General features: G+C 58.0%; 13 protein-coding genes. 2 read left to right on the plus strand and 11 right to left on the minus strand.

Annotation, left to right across the window (positions count from 1 at the left end; translation table 11 throughout):
* Window positions 1–114: 114 nt before the first annotated feature.
* From CFT68_RS01910 to CFT68_RS01945, 8 genes are all read right to left on the minus strand, one after another.
* A complete protein-coding gene (locus CFT68_RS01910; RefSeq protein WP_088841735.1) occupies window positions 115–564 on the minus strand; it encodes an ankyrin repeat domain-containing protein in 450 nt (149 codons plus the stop codon).
* 183 nt (window positions 565–747) lie between these two features.
* A complete protein-coding gene (locus tag CFT68_RS01915) occupies window positions 748–1797 on the minus strand; it encodes a bile acid:sodium symporter family protein (protein ID WP_088841736.1) in 1050 nt (349 codons plus the stop codon).
* Between the two features lie 9 nt (window positions 1798–1806).
* Entirely contained in the window at window positions 1807–2688 is an 882-nt protein-coding gene (locus CFT68_RS01920; protein WP_088841737.1) for a tetratricopeptide repeat protein, read from the minus strand.
* A gap of 155 nt (window positions 2689–2843) precedes the next feature.
* Window positions 2844–3152, minus strand: a complete 309-nt coding sequence (locus CFT68_RS01925; RefSeq protein WP_088841738.1) for a DUF3861 domain-containing protein — start codon at window positions 3150–3152, stop codon at window positions 2844–2846.
* Window positions 3153–3207: 55 nt separating this feature from the next.
* A complete protein-coding gene (locus CFT68_RS01930) occupies window positions 3208–4500 on the minus strand; it encodes a PepSY-associated TM helix domain-containing protein (RefSeq protein WP_088841739.1) in 1293 nt (430 codons plus the stop codon).
* 107 nt (window positions 4501–4607) lie between these two features.
* Window positions 4608–7088: a TonB-dependent receptor gene (locus CFT68_RS01935; RefSeq protein WP_088841740.1), complete on the minus strand. Its 2481-nt coding sequence runs from the start codon at window positions 7086–7088 to the stop codon at window positions 4608–4610.
* Window positions 7089–7305: 217 nt separating this feature from the next.
* Window positions 7306–8358 carry an LLM class flavin-dependent oxidoreductase gene (locus CFT68_RS01940; RefSeq protein ID WP_088841741.1) on the minus strand — a complete coding sequence of 351 codons (1053 nt, stop codon included), beginning with the start codon at window positions 8356–8358 and terminating at the stop codon, window positions 7306–7308.
* Between the two features lie 87 nt (window positions 8359–8445).
* Window positions 8446–10020 carry an MDR family MFS transporter gene (locus tag CFT68_RS01945; RefSeq protein ID WP_245815248.1) on the minus strand — a complete coding sequence of 525 codons (1575 nt, stop codon included), beginning with the start codon at window positions 10018–10020 and terminating at the stop codon, window positions 8446–8448.
* 56 nt (window positions 10021–10076) lie between these two features.
* Here CFT68_RS01945 and CFT68_RS01950 point away from each other — a divergent pair, with 56 nt between their 5' ends.
* Window positions 10077–10949 (plus strand): sulfite exporter TauE/SafE family protein, encoded by an 873-nt coding sequence (locus CFT68_RS01950; protein ID WP_088841742.1) that lies wholly within the window; start codon window positions 10077–10079, stop codon window positions 10947–10949.
* Between the two features lie 81 nt (window positions 10950–11030).
* Here the strand turns inward: CFT68_RS01950 and CFT68_RS01955 are convergent, their stop codons facing one another.
* On the minus strand, window positions 11031–11507 hold the full coding sequence (locus CFT68_RS01955; protein ID WP_088841743.1) for a hypothetical protein: 477 nt from the start codon (window positions 11505–11507) through the stop codon (window positions 11031–11033).
* Window positions 11508–11729: 222 nt separating this feature from the next.
* Between CFT68_RS01955 and CFT68_RS01960 the strand changes: the two genes are divergently transcribed.
* Window positions 11730–12764 carry an SDR family NAD(P)-dependent oxidoreductase gene (locus tag CFT68_RS01960; protein ID WP_088841744.1) on the plus strand — a complete coding sequence of 345 codons (1035 nt, stop codon included), beginning with the start codon at window positions 11730–11732 and terminating at the stop codon, window positions 12762–12764.
* A 181-nt stretch (window positions 12765–12945) separates the two neighbouring features.
* Here the strand turns inward: CFT68_RS01960 and CFT68_RS01965 are convergent, their stop codons facing one another.
* Both CFT68_RS01965 and CFT68_RS01970 read right to left on the minus strand, forming a co-directional pair.
* The gene (locus CFT68_RS01965) at window positions 12946–14793 is read right to left on the minus strand and encodes a gliding motility-associated C-terminal domain-containing protein (RefSeq protein WP_170934672.1); all 1848 of its coding nucleotides are present in this window, start codon (window positions 14791–14793) and stop codon (window positions 12946–12948) included.
* 524 nt (window positions 14794–15317) lie between these two features.
* Window positions 15318–16496 carry a substrate-binding domain-containing protein gene (locus CFT68_RS01970; protein ID WP_088841746.1) on the minus strand — a complete coding sequence of 393 codons (1179 nt, stop codon included), beginning with the start codon at window positions 16494–16496 and terminating at the stop codon, window positions 15318–15320.
* Window positions 16497–16788 lie beyond the last annotated feature (292 nt).

A 16788-nucleotide genomic window follows, 5' to 3' on the forward strand; every position in this document is an offset into this window, starting at 1 on the left:
AAAGCCAAGGCGCATTGCTGGTGACGAATTGTATAAAACTCACAAAGGGGCGGACAACTCTGTCCGCCCCTTTGTGGCTTATCTGGGTAATGTGTTGTCTGGGTAATGTGTTGCTTACTTAGCTTTTGCCTGAATCAGTTTTACTACATCGGCGTTGCCGCCATCTTTGGCGTTGGCCAGTACATCTTTGCCGTCTTTGTCCTTGGCTTTGGGGTTGGCGCCATTGGCCAGCAGGAACTCCACTACATCCAGGCTACCGTTGGCGGCGGCGGCCATCAGGGCAGTGGCATTAAAGCTGTCGGCTTTGTCGACCTGGGCTTTGTGCTTGATCAGGGCCTTAACTACCTCAAGATGACCGTTGCCGGCGGCAATAATTAAGAAGGTTGTAGGAAAGCCGGGCACCATTTCCACTGGGGCGTTTGCATCGGCCCCGGCAGTCAGCAGCGTTTCCACGTCAGCAGGGTTGTTTTTGACTACCGCACCGAACACTTTCTGCGTGGGCGTCTGGGCAAGCGAAACCGTAGTGGTAAGAAATAAGGCAAAAGCGAGAAGAAGTTGTTTCATGCCGAGAAGTCCAATTGGGGGGAGGTATTAACCCCAAATATAGCCTATTGACGCCGCAAAATCCTAATTTCGGATACCTCAATACCTACGCTTACAGCCAGCCTTTAGGACACGTTTTCAGGGGTGCTTGCACCAAGTCAGGTGGGTGTGCCAGCCTTTGAAATTCCACCATCAGGGAGTGGCCTAGGCCACCTTTTCGGCTTCGGCCTGGCGGCCCATGTGCTGGGCCATCATGCTGGCCAGAATAATCTGGAGGGCGTGGTACAGCATGAGCGGCAACAGGAGCAGCCCCGTGGCGGCCATGCCCGGAAACAAGAGGCTTGCCATTACGCTGCCGTGCACCAACGATTTCTTGGAACCACAGAACAGCGCCACGGTGCGGTCGGCCCGCGAGAAACCCAGCATACGGCTCACGGCCCATACTACGCCAAAAATCAGGAAGTACAGCACCACCATACCCAAGCCCAGCAAAGCAATATCGCGGGGCTGATAGCTGCGGAAAATACCCTCCGCAAACGACTCACAGAACGCCGTGAACACGATGAGCAGAATCACCACCTGATCGGAGATACGCAGTGAGCCTTTGTGTTGCTCGGCAAAGCTCCCGAAACGGTGGTTGAGCAATACGCCTACCACAACCGGCAAAATCACCTGCCAGAGCAAGTCGAGGCCGAGGCGCCAGAGGTTGCCGCCCTCGGCGGAGGTATTCAGGAACAGGCTGGTCCAGAGGGGCGTGAGCACAATGCCCAGCAGGCTGCTGATGCTGGCGTTGAAAATGGCCGCGGGCAGGTTGCCGCGCGCAATACTCACCATCACGACCGAGGTTGATACAGTGCTGGGCAGCGTGCACAAAAAGAACACGCTAGGCCACATATCAAGCGCCTTTCCTACAAACAAGGGCCGCAACGCCAATGCCAGCAGCGGAAACACTACAAATGTGGTAAGCTGCACCACCACATGCAGGCGCCAGTTGCGTAGGCCGGCCCGCAGCTTATCGAGGCTCAGGCGCAGTCCATAGAAAAAGAAAATAAGGGCCACGCCCGCCGTCGTGATGACTTTCCACGGAATAGGGCTAGCCTTGCTGCCCACATCCGGAATCAGGTAGGCCAGGGCTACCACGCCTATCAGGCCCAGCAAGAACCAATCGAGAAGGCCGGCGCGGCGGAGCAGGGCCAGCAGGCGATTTTCGGAAGGAGACGGAGGCGGTAGCACGGGCGGAGCGGGTTGGAGCATAGGCGGGCGTTATTCGCTGATGTTGAGATTGTATTCCTTGGCCGTAGATCGAAACAGATCAAGCTGGTTTTGCTCCTTCATGGCGCTATACAGCACCGTAAGCAGGCGGTTGCTGTCGGAGAGATACGGCGATTCCTGCTCTACGTATAGCCGGTGCGCGCTGAATAGGTTCTGCATTGCCTGCGGAAAGTCTCGGCGGAGCAGGGCCATTTTGCCGGCTCCGAAGTAGCCCTCAGGATCGTAGGGATGAAAGAAGCGCAGTTTTTCGTAGTAGGTGCGGGCGTCGTCGTCTTTGTGCTGCAGCGTTTTCACGACGGCCATATTGAGCAGGGCCAAGTTGCCTTCTGGAAAAACAGACAACGACTTCTCGTAGTAAGCTTCCGCTTTTTTCAGGTCTTTGGTTTGCCGGTAGCAGACGGCGGCATCGTCGAGGGCTTTCACGAATTGCGGATCCCGCTTGATGGCAGTCAGGAAATGGGGCAGGGCGGCAGCGTATTGCTTTTTCACGAGTAAATCGGAGCCGGCCTGGTAGGCCACTGCGGCCGAAGCAACGGAGGAAGTAGCGTAAAATTTGGTTTGTTTCTGCTGCACCACGGCATTGCGAACCGCCGGGCAAGACTGGCCTAGCAACTCCTGGGCCTGCCGCATAGAACCCCGAATTCCTTCTACCGTGTTCATCACCTTAGCATCAGCCCCGCCGCCCTCCTTCACGACGCTGGCAAAGGCTTGCGGCAGGCATTTTTCGAGGCGCGTCAGAGCAGAATCGGGAACGGCGGGCTGGCCTATGCAGTCGCAGGCTTTATCTGCCAGCCGTTGGGGCAAGGTAGCTTGCTGGGCCATGGCCGGTACCGTTAGCAACAGGCCTAGCAGAGGAGTAAGTAGTTTCTTCATATCAGACAGAGGACAAAGAATAAGAAACAGGAAGTGCACATGAATAAAAGCTCTGCAATATCTTGGTTGAGCCGCATAAGCCAACGGTGACAGCAGATAATAAAAAAGGCACCCACCTTCCTGGTGAGTGCCTTTTGGGTAGTAGAGTGGGAAGCTTATTCGGCAGTAGGCCGGGGCTGAGCCTTCAGCTTTTTCACGAAATCAGCAAACGCCTGGCCTAGCTCCGCAAACAGCGGATTGTCGCGGTTGGCCAGCAGCACATTGCCCAGCAGCTTGGCCCCCAGTGCCAACTCAGCGGCCTGCTCGTGGGGCAGAAACTGAGCGTTTTGCACACGCTGCACAATGGCAGATACATCGTCGTGGTTGGTGAAATCGAGGGAAAGCGGCTCGTGCAAGGGCTGCTCCGGCATGCTGGCCGCCACATGCTCCAACGTAATTCTATAGCGATGCTGACGCTTGCTCATAATGGAAAATAAAAGGAAGTGAGAGCGTGCGTGGAGCGCTAGGCCACCATAGGCGCTAGGCCACGGCTCCCACCAGCTTGCGCTGCTTCTTGTTGGCTTTGCGCAGGCGGTTCAGCCACATGATGGTGCCCGTGATAGGAAATGTGAAGCCCAGCACGCACACCACCAGCGCAATAATTTTAGATGGCCAGCCGAATACCGCGCCGGTATGCACCGGCTTAAACATGCCGCGTACCCGCTGCCCCAGGTTGCGCTGCTCATAGGTCTGCTGACTTAACACCTTGCCGGTGTACTGGTCCAGAAACATCTCATCGGTGGCGTTTTCATACACAGCCCCACGGCGCAGCGTGGCCACCTTAAAGCTGGCGCTAGCATCTTTGGGAAGCTGAAGCGAGTAGTAGACTGCCTGAGGTACCTGGCGCAGCACCAGCTGCAGCACGGCATCAGGCGATAAGCCGGGGGCGGCAGGGGCAGCCTGTGGTAGCGCCGCCACTGCTCCCGTTGGTACAGCGGAAACAGGTGGCTCGGGGCGCTGCATGGGCGAGTTGGTGATGGCGAAAATGCCCTTGTTAAACCACTCAAACGACCACGCCAGGCCAGTGAAAGCAAATACAAACAGGAACAGCGCCGAATAGAACCCCAGCACAATGTGCAGATCGTGGTTTACGCGCTTCCAGCCGCCGCTCCACTTCACCTTCACGCGTTGCTGCAGCGCCTTGCGGGTGGCCGGCCACCACAGCACCAGGCCAGTGCCAATGATCAACAGGAACATCACCGTGCTCACGCCCACCACCAGCTTGCCGATAGGGCCGCCTACCATGCCGCGGTGCAGGGCCATCATCGTGAAGAAGAACGTTTCGCGGTAGTTCAGCTCCCCAGTTACCGCACCGGTGTACGGGTTCACAAATACTTTCGGGCCGCCGGGGCCACCTTCGCCCTTACCACCTTTTCCGCCTTTGCCTTCGGAGCGGGCAGCGACTTCCTGGGCGGGGCCTGAAGCTTTGGTTTCCCTGTGGCCTGCTGAGCTGCCTTCGCTTTTCTGGCCATCCTTCTTGCCGCCCTCGGGGCTGCTACCGGCCAGGCTGAACTCCACAGTGCGGGTGGGGTCAGTATAGATCTTTACTCCCGAGATTTTGGCGCCCGGCTTGTAGTGCGTTACGGCGCTCGAAAGGAGCGTAAGCGGCAGAGCGGGGCGCTGCTCGGGCTTCACGAAGTAGCGCTCGGGGTGCCAGGCCTGCTCCAGTTCTTTCTCAAAAACCAGCACGGCCCCCGTCAGGCACACCACGGCAATAATCAGCCCCGAAACCAGGCTCAGGTACAAGTGAATGTTACGAAAGAAGATTTTCATGGAGCAGAGAAATCAGATATCAGAACTGAGTTGCAAGTTCGCCAGAAACCCAAAAAGCATCCGTTGCAGCGGGTACTTTTTGGGCTTTCTTCACTCACACAAGTCAATTAGAGACGGTAGCCTAGCGTAGCCGAGAACTGACGTGGGGCGATGGGGTTCACGCTGTTGTCGTCGTGCACGTTGTAGCTCAGTTGGTTCAGCACGTTCGATAGCTTTACCCGCAACGAGAGTCGGTCGTAGGTGTAGCCCACCGAGGCATCCAGCTGCGCGTAGTCGGGTAGGGAAATGAGGCGGTAGTTGGGGTTGGCCTCCGTGGTAGAGCGGCCGGCTTGCCGCTCCCCGATGTAGAGGGCCGTGGCGCCCAGGTTCAGGCCACGCAGGGCGCCGTTCTCAAAGGTGTAGAACACGCTGGCGTTAGCCGTGTGGTTGGGGTTGTAACGCAGCAGGCTGCCTACTTCGTAAATGTTGCTTTTGGTGTAGGTAGTGCGGTTGTAGCTGTAGCCCCCCAGCACCGACCAGCCCTGTACCGGCTTGCTCTGCAAATCCAGCTCAATACCCTGGCTGGTTACCTCCCCGGCCAGTTGCTGCGCGGTCGGGAATTGGAGATTGTAGTTGGCTTCATTCGGCAGGATGGTCTGGGCCAGATTGCCGTTCACAATGCGGTAGGCCGTCACGTTGGCCGACAACAGCCCATTGAACAGCTCATTCTTCACGCCTACTTCGTACTGATCGATAAGCGACGGTTTCAGAGCGTTGCCCGTGTTATCAATCCCCGTATTCGTGTTGAAGGAGTTGGCGTAGGAAGCGAAGATGGACATCGTCTTCAGTGGCTGGAACACGAGGCCTAGGCGGGGCGAGAAGGCGTCATCGTAGCGGGTGGTGCGCGTGTCCGTCTGCTTGGCATAAGCATACTGGAAGCTGCCCGTTTCCTGGTAGCTGTAGCGCACGCCGGCCAGCAGCTTCAGCTTCTCCGTAATCTCTATCAGGTCCTGCACATACACGCCCACCCGCCGAATAGGAGCATAGGTGCGGGTGTTACGCGTAAACTCGGGCTGGGTGCTTTTCTCGGTGTAGCGGCCGGGCTCAAATACGTTGATGGAATCGTATTTGGCAATGGGGTTGTAGGCCACTGTGCGGGTGTTGTACTTATCGGCATCCATGCCTACCAGCACCGTATGGTTCAGGAAGCCCGTGCGCACTTTACCCGTCACATCTAGCTGGCCTAGGAAGTAGTCTTCCCGGTTATCAGTGGCCTGCAGACTGCGCACCAGGTTGCCGTACAAAGCTGGGCTGCCGGTCAGGAGCTTCCGGTTGTTGGCGCCGAATACATCTACCCGGTCGCGGATAGTGGTGGGGCGGGCGGCGGAGCGTAGCTCGCTATTGAAGCCCTGGTAGGCCGCTACGCCGCGCACCTGCCAGGTATCGTTGAGGTGGTGCGTGAGGGTGGCCGTAGCCGATTTCTGCTCCGTACCGATGTTGGCCCAGCTCGTGTTCAGGAAACGCGCCCGGTCTACGTTCTCAATGCGGTAGTTCACGGCTCCCACACCAAAATCAGGAGTGCGGTTGTCCTTCAGGTAGTCGCCTTCCAGCAGGAAATCGGTCTTGCTGCCCACTTTGAAGAGCAAGGATGGGTTCACGTAAAACCGCTCACCTTTCACTCCATCGCGGAAGCTGCGGCTGTTTTCGTAGGTAGTGTTTACCCGGAAAGCTACATGCTCGCTGTTGTTAATGGCGCCGTACACGTCCACCATCGGCTTGTAGAAGTTGTAGCTGCCTACGCGCATAGCTACCGAGCCACCCTGCTCGAAACGGGGCTTTTTGGTCACTAGGTTCAGGACGCCGCCCGCCGCCACGTTGCCGTACAGGATGGCGTTGCTGCCTTTCAACACCTCAAAGCGCTCCAGAGAGCTGGTTTCGGGTAGAATGCTGTTGTTATAGCGCACCCCGTTTTTGAACGTATTGCTGCTTCCGAACGCAAAGCCCCGGCCGGAAATTTCCTCCTGATAGCCGCCGGTGTTGCCGCTCACATACACGCCACTCACGTTGGCCAGCACGTCGCTCACGCGCAGCACCTGCTGTTGCTCCAGGGTCTGGCGCTCCACTGTGAAAGTGCTTTGGGGCAAGTCTAGAGGAGCAATTGGTAGCTTCCCGATGGCTACCGGGCGCTCATTGAGACTACGGTTGCCCGTTACGGTTACTTCGTTGAGCTGCTGCGTGCTTTGCTCAAGTGAGAAGGCCGGCAGCGTCATGGTTTCGCCGCCGGTTACCGTTACGGTTACTTCCTGCGGGGTATATCCCATGCTGCTCACTACCAGCTGGTAGGAGCCAGCCGGCGCGGCCAGTCGGAAATTGCCATCGGGGCCGGTAGTAGCGCCGTAGCTGGTGCCTTTCAGAGCAATTGTCACGCCTTCCACTGGCTCGCCGGCAGTGTCCAGTACCCGGCCGGCAATGCGCCCGCGCTGCGCGGTATCGTCCTCGCCATGATGCTTCAGGCTGGTCGCTAGGCCACTATCGGGGGTGGTTGATGGCAAGGCAACAGCTGTCAAAGGCAAGGAAAGCAGAGCGAGGAAGGGCAGAGGTCGGGCCATGAAAGTATGCTTGGCTTGTTTAGAATGATTTAAAACAATGCAAAGCACGCACCTATTTAGATAGATTCAAAATAGATGATTAGAAAAATTCTAGTTAAGGAAATTGTTGAGCTGATAATCAGAACAATATTTTCCTGAAAAAGCGGATCCTGACCTCCTAAAACAAAGAATCCCGGCCAATAGCCGGGATTCAGGGAGTAGTCTGCCAAGGCCGCTGTTACAGCAGAGCCGATGAGTGGTGAGAGGCGGTTGATGCTTCTAGCTCAAACGCTTCTGCCAGTAGTTCATAGGACCGCAAACGGTCTTGGTAGTCATAGGTGATGGTCACGGCTACTACTTCATCTACTTGGTAATGAGCCGCCAGCTGAGTTGTCTGCTCTTTTACTTGCTCCGGCGTACCACTGATTATGCGGCGCCGATGATGCGCAAGACGGTGGCGCTGCTCGGGCGCCAAGGGGAAGTCCGCTACTGAGGCGTAGGGGCCTACGGGCGTACGGTTGCCAAGCTCCAGCTTCAGCATCTGCAGGGCCAGCGTATCGGCCAGCTCCTGGGCTTTAGCTTCGGTATCGGCGCATAGCACGAACACGGCGACGTTGGCCAGGGGCTCCGAAAGCTCCGCAGAGGGCTGAAACCGCTCCCGATACAGCTGCACCATTTTGGGGCCGCCTACCGGATTGATGAAGTGGGCAAACGAAAACGCCGCGCCCATATGCGCCGCGAAAAGCCCACTCTGCCCGCTGGAGCTGAGCAGCCACAGCTCGGGCACCGTATCCACAAACGGCGCAGCCTTTACCTTTTCATGAATAGTGTCGGGAACTTCTTCGTCGTGCAGGAAGGCTTTCAGGTCCATGAGTTGGGCACCAAAATCTTCGTCGCTGAAGGTGTTGTGCGGGTTGAGGGCGTAGGCCGTGAGGCGGTCGGTGCCGGGGGCGCGGCCAATGCCCAGATCAATGCGGCCCGGGTAAAGCGCTTCCAGCAGACGGAAGTTCTCAGCTACTTTCAGGGGCGAGTAGTGGGGCAGCATCACGCCACCGGAGCCAAGGCGTATGCGCGTAGTTTCGGCCCCGATGCGGGCCAGCAGCACTTCAGGAGCCGAGCCGGCGAGCGAGTTGGCATTGTGGTGTTCCGATACCCAGAATCGGGTGAAGCCCAGACGGTCAGTGAGGCGGGCCAGGTCTAGGGTGTGCTGCAGGGCCTCACGCGGTGTGCGTCCCAGCGGAATTGGCGACTGATCCAGCACACTCAGACGAATAGGTGAAGAAGGTTCCATAGCAGAAGAGGAGAATAGATGTACTAACCACTAGCCCACCCGCGAAGTTTGCGGGCTCTGCTGAGAGTGGCCTACCGGTGCCTAGGCCTATTCGGCTGGCGGTGCCGGGGCGCTACCGGGAGCATTGGTTTTGCGCAGCGGCAGCTCCGGCACCAGAAGCGTCATGAGCAATCCTCCCACCACCAGAAAAATATTGAACAGATACACCCGGGAAATGGCCGTGCTGAAGGCCTCGCGCATGGCCGGCGAAGTGGCATTGGCCGGCAATGCCGGGCCTTCGGAAACCACGGTTTTCTGGGCAGTAGGCGTTACGGGAGTCGCGCTGGCCGGGAGGCTGTGGGCTAAGGTAAAGGTGAGAATAGCACCCAAAACAGAAGCCGTGATGGCGCCCCCAATCTGCCGGAAAAACTGGCTGGCTGAGGTAGCCTGGCCCATCAGGTGGGGCTCGATGGCATTCTGAATAGCCAAGGTATAGAGCGGCATAGTAGGCCCCAGCCCAATACCACACAAAAACAGATACGTAAGTATCTGGCGGTAGCTCACGGTGGCCGGCATGGTGGCCAGCAACGACAGGCCCCCGAGCAGCACAATCAGCCCCCCGATCATCCAGTACTTATAATTCCCGAACCGCGACACCATCTGCCCGGCCAGCAACGAGCCCAGCACCACCCCCATTGAGAGCGGAATCAGGCTCACACCGGCCTTGGTAGCCGATACGCCGAGCACATTCACCATGAAGAGCGGCTCAAAAATGATGATGCCCAAAAACGCGCCGCCCAATAGGAACAAGGCCCCATTGGCCGTCCGGAACACGTTGTTGCGGAACAGTCCAAAATCCAGAATGGGGTTTTCGTGGCGAAGGCTGCGCACCACAAACAGCGCCAGCGAGACGGCCGCAACGGCCAACAGGCCTAGCGTGAGCGGGGAGGTCCAGGGGTAGTTGGTTTTGTTGAGCTGCAGGGCTACTACCAAAGGCCCTAGGCCCGTGAGCAGCAGGAGGGCCGAAAAGTAATCGAGTGGTTTAGGTTCGGTGCGCGGGCGCAGGGCCGGCATCTGGGTCAGGATAAACCAGAGCGCCAACAGGCCTAGCGGCAGGTTCACGTAGAACACCAGACGCCAGCCCGCCACTCCCGGAATCCAGTTGGTGCCCTGGTCGGTGAGGAAGCCGCCCAGGAAGGGACCCAGCACCGAGGAAGTGCCAAACACGGCGCCCGTAAAGCCCTGATAGCGGCCTCGCTCGGCGGGCGGAAACAAATCAGCGATGATGATGAAGGCCATGGCAAACAGCCCCGCTCCGCCAAACCCCTGAATAGCCCGAAACACCACGAGCTGCGTCATGCCGTCGCCGAGCAGCGGCAGGTCGCCGAACTCGCCGGCCAGCCCGCACAGCATGGAGCCCACCAGGAAAATACACACGGCCACCACTTCAATTTTGCGGCGCGAATACGTATCGGCCAGCTTGCCATAAATAGGTACCAGCGCGGTGCTGGCCACCAGATACGCCGTGGCCACCCACGTAAACCGATCCAGGCCGTTCAAATCGGCCACAATGCGGGGCAGGGCCGTGGATACGATGGTTTGGTCGAGGGAGCCCAGGAACATAGCTAGCAAGATGCCCGCAAACGTGAGCATCTTCTGGCGGTGGGTGAGATTTTCGGTCATTATGGAGCGGGGTGTGGCAGACTGTACGGCCCTAGGCCACCCTGAGATGCTTGCACATGGGCCTTTCCTGTCCGGCTAGGCCAGTGCCGCAGGCAGTGGCGCGTTTTTTTGCGGAGCCCTACTGCTTCACCGCGCCGCCATCCTACCTTCGCCGCGTGATTACCCTGACGCTCGCTCTCCTCTGTTTATTCGCCTTTCTGGCTGGCTTTATTGACTCCATTGTGGGCGGCGGCGGCCTGATTCAGCTGCCGGCCATGCTTATTCTCCTGAAGGGTGTGCCGGTGCCCACTGTATTTGGTACGGGCAAAGTGTCGTCGTTGGCGGGCACGGCCGCGGCGTTTCGGCATTACGCCGGGCGGGTGCCCATCCGATGGCGGGCCGTGGGCGTGGCGGCTGGGGTGGCGGGCGTGTTTTCGTTTCTGGGGGCGCGGGTGGTGAGCCACTTGCCCAAGGAACTGCTGCCGCCCCTGGTGCTGGGGCTGCTGGTGTGCATTGCCATCTACACCTTCTGGCGCAAAGATTTCGGCTCCATTCATGCGCCCCGACTCTCGGCGCAGCGCGAACCGATTTACGGCGCTCTGGTCGGGATGATTATCGGGTTTTACGATGGGTTTTTCGGGCCGGGTACCGGCAGTTTCCTGCTGTTCGCTTTCGTAGGCCTGTTCGGCTTCGACTTCATTTCCTCCTCCGCCTCCGCGAAGCTGGTGAACGTGGCCACCAACCTCGCGGCCCTGGCCTACTTCGCCTATACCGGCCAGATTCTGTGGCACATTGCCCTGCCCATGGCCGCCAGCAACATTGCCGGCTCCACACTGGGTGCCCACTTGGCCGTGCGTCACGGCACCGGCTTCGTGAGGGTGCTGTTTCTGGTGGTGGTTTGTGCTTTCATTCTGAAGCTCTCCGCCGATATGATGGGCTGGCATCTGTAGGCCACACAAAATGCGCTCGAACGCAAAAAAAAAGCCTCGCTCAATTCAGAGCGAGGCTTTTTTAATCACTGGTCGAAAGCGTTATTCCTGGCCGCCTGGTAGGCCAGGTACGGGCGTGCCTTGGGCGGCTGGTGCATTTGGAACGCCCATCTTCTCTTCGCGCTTGCGCTGATATTTATCAAACTGAGCGGGAGTGAGGGCTTCCTTGAGCATCGCTAACCGCGACTGGCCGATGTCTTCCACCACCGAAGCCATTTTGCGCACATCCTGGCGGTAGGTCTGGCGGGCCGATTCTACCCCGCGCACGCTGATCAGGTTTATCTGACGCACCTTCTCCAATTGCTGCGGATTGAGGCCCAGCGCCTTTTGCATATTGGTCGTGAGAGCCTCGGCGCGGGCTTGCACCTGCTCCGGATTAGGCGCTACGGCCTTGGGAGCCGCCGGCTTCGCGACAGTCGGTTTGGGCGGGGTGGTGCGGGCCGGCACCTTAGTGGTTTGGGCCAACAGCGCAGCTGGCGCCGCAAGAAACAGGAGGGAAGCTAAAACGTAGGTTTTCATGCGTAGAAACGGAAGTACAAACAGCAACTGGGCCCGCAGAAACGGCCGGCTCGCTTTGTGCCTGTAAAGATGATGCCAGAAACGCAATTTGCCCACTAGAACGTGCCCTCGCTCGCAGATATTCTTCGCCTAGGCCACTGTAGTAGGCCGTTAGTGTAACCTTTCGGGCCGGGTTTGCTTACTGATAGGCAATCTTGTCTACCCCACTATTTCCCTTGACTTATGAAATCCCAAACCCGAAATACCCTGCTGGCCGCCGTGGCCGGCGCCGGTGCCCTGCTGGCCGCCACGCTCTACTCCAACCGCCGGGGCGACTATAGCCTGCAAGGGCGCGTGGTCCTAATTACGGGTGGCTCGCGGGGCCTAGGCCTGCTGCTGGCCCGCCAGGCTGTGGCAGAGGGCGCCAAAGTAGCCATCTGTGCCCGCGATGCCGAGGAACTGGAACGGGCGCGACAGGAGCTGGCGCAGGATGGTGGGCAGGTGCTGGCCTTGGTGCGCAACCTCACCGATGCCCAGGAAGTGCAGTCGTTGGTGGAGGAGGTGCAGCAACAATGGGGCTATATCGATGTGCTGATCAACAATGCAGGCATTATTACGGCGGGCCCCCTTGACCACATCGACCTGCGCGATTTTGAGGATTCCATGGATACGCATTTCTGGGCGCCGCTCCACGCCATGCGCGCCGTGCTGCCTGATATGCGCAACCGCCGCGAAGGGCGCATCGTGAATATTGCCTCCGTGGGCGGGAAAGTGGCGGTGCCGCACCTAGCGCCGTATTGCGCCAGCAAATTTGCCCTGGTAGGCCTCTCCGAAGCATTCCGGGCCGAGCTGCAACAGCATGGCATTCTGGTCACTACAGTTTGCCCCGGCCTCATGCGCACGGGCAGCGCCCGCAACGCCATTGTGAAGGGCCAACACCAAAAGGAATACGCATCCTTTATTCTGGCCGACTCGCTACCGGGTATTTCTATGAATGCGGAGTCGGCGGCGCGCCAAATCTGGAACGCCTGCCGTCGCGGCGAGGCAGAAGTGATTCTAAGTGTGCCGGCCAAGCTGCTTTCCGGCTTCCATGGCCTGTTTCCGGGCACTACGGCCGATGTGCTGGGCTGGGTAAACCGCACGCTGCCCCGCGCCACCGGCGAGGAAGGCGACCAGCGCCGCTTCGGCTACGAAAGTGAGTCGGAGGTATCACGCTCCTGGCTGACCGGTCTCACCCGCAAAGCCGAGCAGGAAAACAACGAGCGGCAAAACAGGTAGACCCTTCAACTATTGAGGCTGTTCAGAGAATATCTGGAGATAAGTACAGTCTCTTTCCAAAACGTCATGCTGAGCGTAGTCGAAGCATCTCTACCGCTTCATTAGGCCCGTTGATTAGCCAGAGGTAGAGATGCTTCGGCTACGCTCAGCATGACGTTCAGGGGCGTGTTATTCATAAAGCTTACGGCAGCACCTGCAGCCAGCCTTTGTAGCGGCGGCCATCAGTGAAGGTGATGAGGTAGTAGTACACGCCGGCGCTGCCTGAGCCGTTCCAGCGGAAGGTGCGGGCCGGGGAATGAAATACCTCATTGCCCCAGCGGGAGAAGATCTTGATGCCCCCAAAGCGCCCATCGCACAGGTCGGGCGGGAGCTGAGTTAACTCAAAAGCGTCGTTTTTGCCGTCGCCATTCGGTGTGATGATGTTGGGGGGGAGAAAGTTCGTGGTATCGGGGGCCGGCACCACCATAAATTGCACCGTTCGGGTCTGAGGTTTGGGCGTGCATCGCACCGTTTCCTGTAACTGGAAGGTCACCGTCAGGTTATCCTGCAGTTGGGCCGCCTCGCAGGAAGCCAGCCAGGTGAACGTGCCATTGGCGCGCCCCGTGCCGTTCTGGGCTGTAAAGCGCATACCCGCCGCGGCCAGATCAAACCGCTGGCCTACAGCCGTCATCGTCAATGGGTTTCCATCGGCATCGGTGCCGGTCAGGTCGGCGGTATAGGTTGCCCCAACAGGAATCCGCACAATAATAGGGGTGGTAGCTGGAGTGGCTTCAGATGGAAAAGTGGAGGTGAGGACGGGCGGCGTGTTGGCCGGCGGTATGGCCGTAAAAGCCACCCGTATCGTGTCCTTTTTAGGCAGACTACAGCCGTTATCCGCCACAATCACATCCAGTAGATAAACCTTGCCCTGCGTGTCCTGGCACTCCGGAAAGCATAGCGTGGCCGATAGCGTATCGGGGGCGCCGGGCGCATGTACCGTGCCGGTAGTGGTGGTGGTAAACGTAGGAGCCAGGCCCGAGAAGTTAACCGGTAGCGTGGTGAGCGTAAGGCGGGAGCCGGCATCAGGGTCAGTGAAGCGCATGGTTATGCACCGGTTGCCGCCCGGTATCAGGCGCAGCGTATCGAGCTTGGGCTGATAGGCACGGCCTCCCACCTGGTTGAACACCTGCAAACTGGGTTTCGTATTGCGAGGGCAGTCTAGCGTGTACAACTGAAAGTCGCGGCGCGTTTCGCCTATTTTTACTTTGTTCCGATACTCAGTGCAGCGCACGCCAAACACGAACAGGCCTAGCTGCGAAGGCCTCACCATCAGGCGGCCGGTGCGCGCATCAATGGTAAGGGTGGGGGCGCCCGGAATCTGGTTGGTTGTACTGAGGCCCGGCTTCCAGTTGATGAGTCGGTAAGGAGCCGGCGATGCCTGGAACGGTGCAGGATCAAAGTCGGAAGCGGAGCCGTTCAGGGGCGTTACCAGGTCGTAGGCCAGGGAGTCGCCATCCGCGTCCTGGCCGCTGAAGTCGTAGTAGAACATTTCGCCCTTGCAGGCATAGTCGCCCAGAGGCGGAAAAATGCGCGGGGTAGAATCGATGAAGCGCTGCCGGTTGCGCACTACGGCCGGGAACTCCAGGTAGAAGGTTTGCGCGGCCGCTCCCGGGCTAACTATGTTGCTGATGCCATTATTGCGGCAGCAGCGCTCAATGGCGGCATAGTAGCCGGCAGTGCTGGTATAGAGGTCGGCATCCAGAATAATTTCGCGGCTGTACACCAGCTTGCGGGTGCTCAGAGAAGCGCTAGTGCAGGCCGGGTTGGTGTACTGTACAAACGTGTTGCCAACCAGTGGCAACGACACGTTCTGCATCCGCCGATTGTTCACCTTGTCGAAGATGCTGGCCGTCAGCTGCTGATCCAGGGCGCCCGGATTGCCATTGATGGCGTCGAAGTACAGATTTAAGGTTAAGGTGTAGGTGCTGCCGCTACGATATTGCAGCTCCATCTCGCCCCCTACAATATGGGTAGCGAAAGCTGCAGGCATCCCCCAGCACAAACCTGCCAGTACAAGTACCAGATGTAGCCCAGCACGCCGTAGAAATAGAGGTATATACGTATCCATAAGCGCGACGCCACCGAAGGCACTAAGTAAAAGTTCTGTAGGCCACCTCCCAGCTAATCAGGTAATTGCCCGCGAAGTGGCAGAATATACAGAGGCTATAGCACACAGGCAAGTTTCTGCCGGTTTAGCGCATCATCAGGCTCACGATGAAGAATAGGCCGGGGCGCCCTCAGCAACGTTCAGCTTTCCCTATTCCTGCTGAAATAAGTGTAGGCTTAAGATGAAGAATAGGCCTAGCCGCCTCAAGTGGCAAGTGTATGATTGGGCTTGCCACCAGAGGCAGGCGGCATCACGAAAGTGAGTTATCACTTATATAGTATAAACTCATGATACACAGGCTGCGGCAGCGAAGGGGATGGCCACTACTCTGGCTTTAAGAAAACTTCCCTAGGTGGCCTAGAGTCGGGAGAACCCACAGTGGCTCTCCCAGCCAGAAATCATATCAGCTATATCTCCAGCTTGAAGAAGTTGCCTTTGCCCAGCAACGACGACTGCCGAATAACCAGGTCGCCGGTGATGACGAAGGTGCGGGGCTGGAAATTCTCCTTCTGACCCACTTGCTCCAGGAACAACCGGGCAGCCTGCTGCCCGATGCGGTAGGGGTGGAGGTTCACGGTGGTTAGGCCGGGCTCAATCATGGAGGCCATAAACTCGTCGCCGAAGCCTACTACGGCTATATCGTCGGGCACACGGATGCCGCGCTTCTTAAGTGCCACCAGCAAATCGAAGGCGTTGGTGTAGTTGATGGCAAAAATAGCATCGGGCGGCTCCGGCAGGGCCAGCCACGCATCTAGGGCCGCTACTGCCGCCTCCGGCCGGAAGTTAATGTGCGTTTCGTACTCGGGCCGGAGTGGCAGATGGTGCCGTTTCATGGCGTTCTGGTAGCCTGCCAACCGGTTGCGGCTGATCAGCAACGACTCGGGGCCAGCCAGAATAGCAATGCGTTGGGCACCCTGCTCTATCAGGTGTTCCGTGAGGTTAAAGGCCCCGTTCCAGTCGTCTAGAATCACCTTGGCGCTGTCCACCTCGTTGCTCACCCGATCAAAATGAATGACAGGCACGCCGCGGCAGGCGTCTGGCTTTACATGGTCGAAGTTCTCGGTTTCGCGGGAGTGGCAAATCAGCAGGCCATCTACGCGGCTGGCAATAAGCGCCTGTACATTGCTGACTTCTATATCATAGGATTCCTTGGATTGGCAGATCATTACGCGGTAGCCGGCCTCGCCCACCACCTGCTGAATACCACTGACAGCCGTAGCGAAAAAAGGCCGCTCAATGTCTGGAATGACCACCCCAATGGTTTTTGTTTCGCTGCTCTTCAGGCTCTGTGCCAGTAGGTTAGGCTGATAATCGAGCTGACGCGCTACGTCTAGAATGGCCTGGCGCGTGTTGGCGTTGATATCAGAATGCCCGTTGAGTGCCCGCGAAACGGTAGAGGGTGCCACGCCCAGCACTTTGGCCACGTCGCTGATGGTAGTTTGGCGCCGCTTGGTTTCCGGAATCTGCAGGGTCTTATCATCGGTGAAATGATAATTGCAGGCTTTGCACAGGTAGCGTTGCCGCCCCCGGATGAACCCGGCTCGCATTACGGCATCGGCCGAATAGCACTTTGTGCACTTCATCATATCGAAATAGAATTATTCCAGAGGCGAAACAAGAAACCTGCAAAGCCAAGGCATGGGCTCTGTTTTATTATTTGAAGGTAATCTACAAAAAAAATATTTTAGGATGAGGTTTGGAAATTACCTATCGGAACCGTTTTCGGTAACGTTTTCGGTATTTTTATTTAGAAATCAGCGCGTTAGGAGGGTTTTTGAAATGCATGTGGATTCAATTCTTGCTCTATATTCGAAAGCGAGTTCTCACTCACCCCTACTAGACCACAGGCAGTGGCCTACCACACCGGAAGGAAGAGGA

The sequence above is a fragment of the Hymenobacter gelipurpurascens genome (assembly GCF_900187375.1).
GTDB classification, from domain to species: domain Bacteria; phylum Bacteroidota; class Bacteroidia; order Cytophagales; family Hymenobacteraceae; genus Hymenobacter; species Hymenobacter gelipurpurascens.

Coding starts and splice junctions, on each gene's coding strand:
- CFT68_RS01940 (WP_088841741.1), bottom strand. CDS start 8,358: ATGGAACCTTCTTCACCTATTCGTCTGAGTGTGCTGGATCAGTCGCCA.
- CFT68_RS01910 (WP_088841735.1), bottom strand. CDS start 564: ATGAAACAACTTCTTCTCGCTTTTGCCTTATTTCTTACCACTACGGTT.
- CFT68_RS01960 (WP_088841744.1), top strand. CDS start 11,730: ATGAAATCCCAAACCCGAAATACCCTGCTGGCCGCCGTGGCCGGCGCC.
- CFT68_RS01955 (WP_088841743.1), bottom strand. CDS start 11,507: ATGAAAACCTACGTTTTAGCTTCCCTCCTGTTTCTTGCGGCGCCAGCT.
- CFT68_RS01935 (WP_088841740.1), bottom strand. CDS start 7,088: ATGGCCCGACCTCTGCCCTTCCTCGCTCTGCTTTCCTTGCCTTTGACA.
- CFT68_RS01930 (WP_088841739.1), bottom strand. CDS start 4,500: ATGAAAATCTTCTTTCGTAACATTCACTTGTACCTGAGCCTGGTTTCG.
- CFT68_RS01920 (WP_088841737.1), bottom strand. CDS start 2,688: ATGAAGAAACTACTTACTCCTCTGCTAGGCCTGTTGCTAACGGTACCG.
- CFT68_RS01965 (WP_170934672.1), bottom strand. CDS start 14,793: ATGCCTGCAGCTTTCGCTACCCATATTGTAGGGGGCGAGATGGAGCTG.
- CFT68_RS01915 (WP_088841736.1), bottom strand. CDS start 1,797: ATGCTCCAACCCGCTCCGCCCGTGCTACCGCCTCCGTCTCCTTCCGAA.
- CFT68_RS01950 (WP_088841742.1), top strand. CDS start 10,077: ATGGGCCTTTCCTGTCCGGCTAGGCCAGTGCCGCAGGCAGTGGCGCGT.
- CFT68_RS01945 (WP_245815248.1), bottom strand. CDS start 10,020: ATGACCGAAAATCTCACCCACCGCCAGAAGATGCTCACGTTTGCGGGC.
- CFT68_RS01970 (WP_088841746.1), bottom strand. CDS start 16,496: ATGATGAAGTGCACAAAGTGCTATTCGGCCGATGCCGTAATGCGAGCC.
- CFT68_RS01925 (WP_088841738.1), bottom strand. CDS start 3,152: ATGAGCAAGCGTCAGCATCGCTATAGAATTACGTTGGAGCATGTGGCG.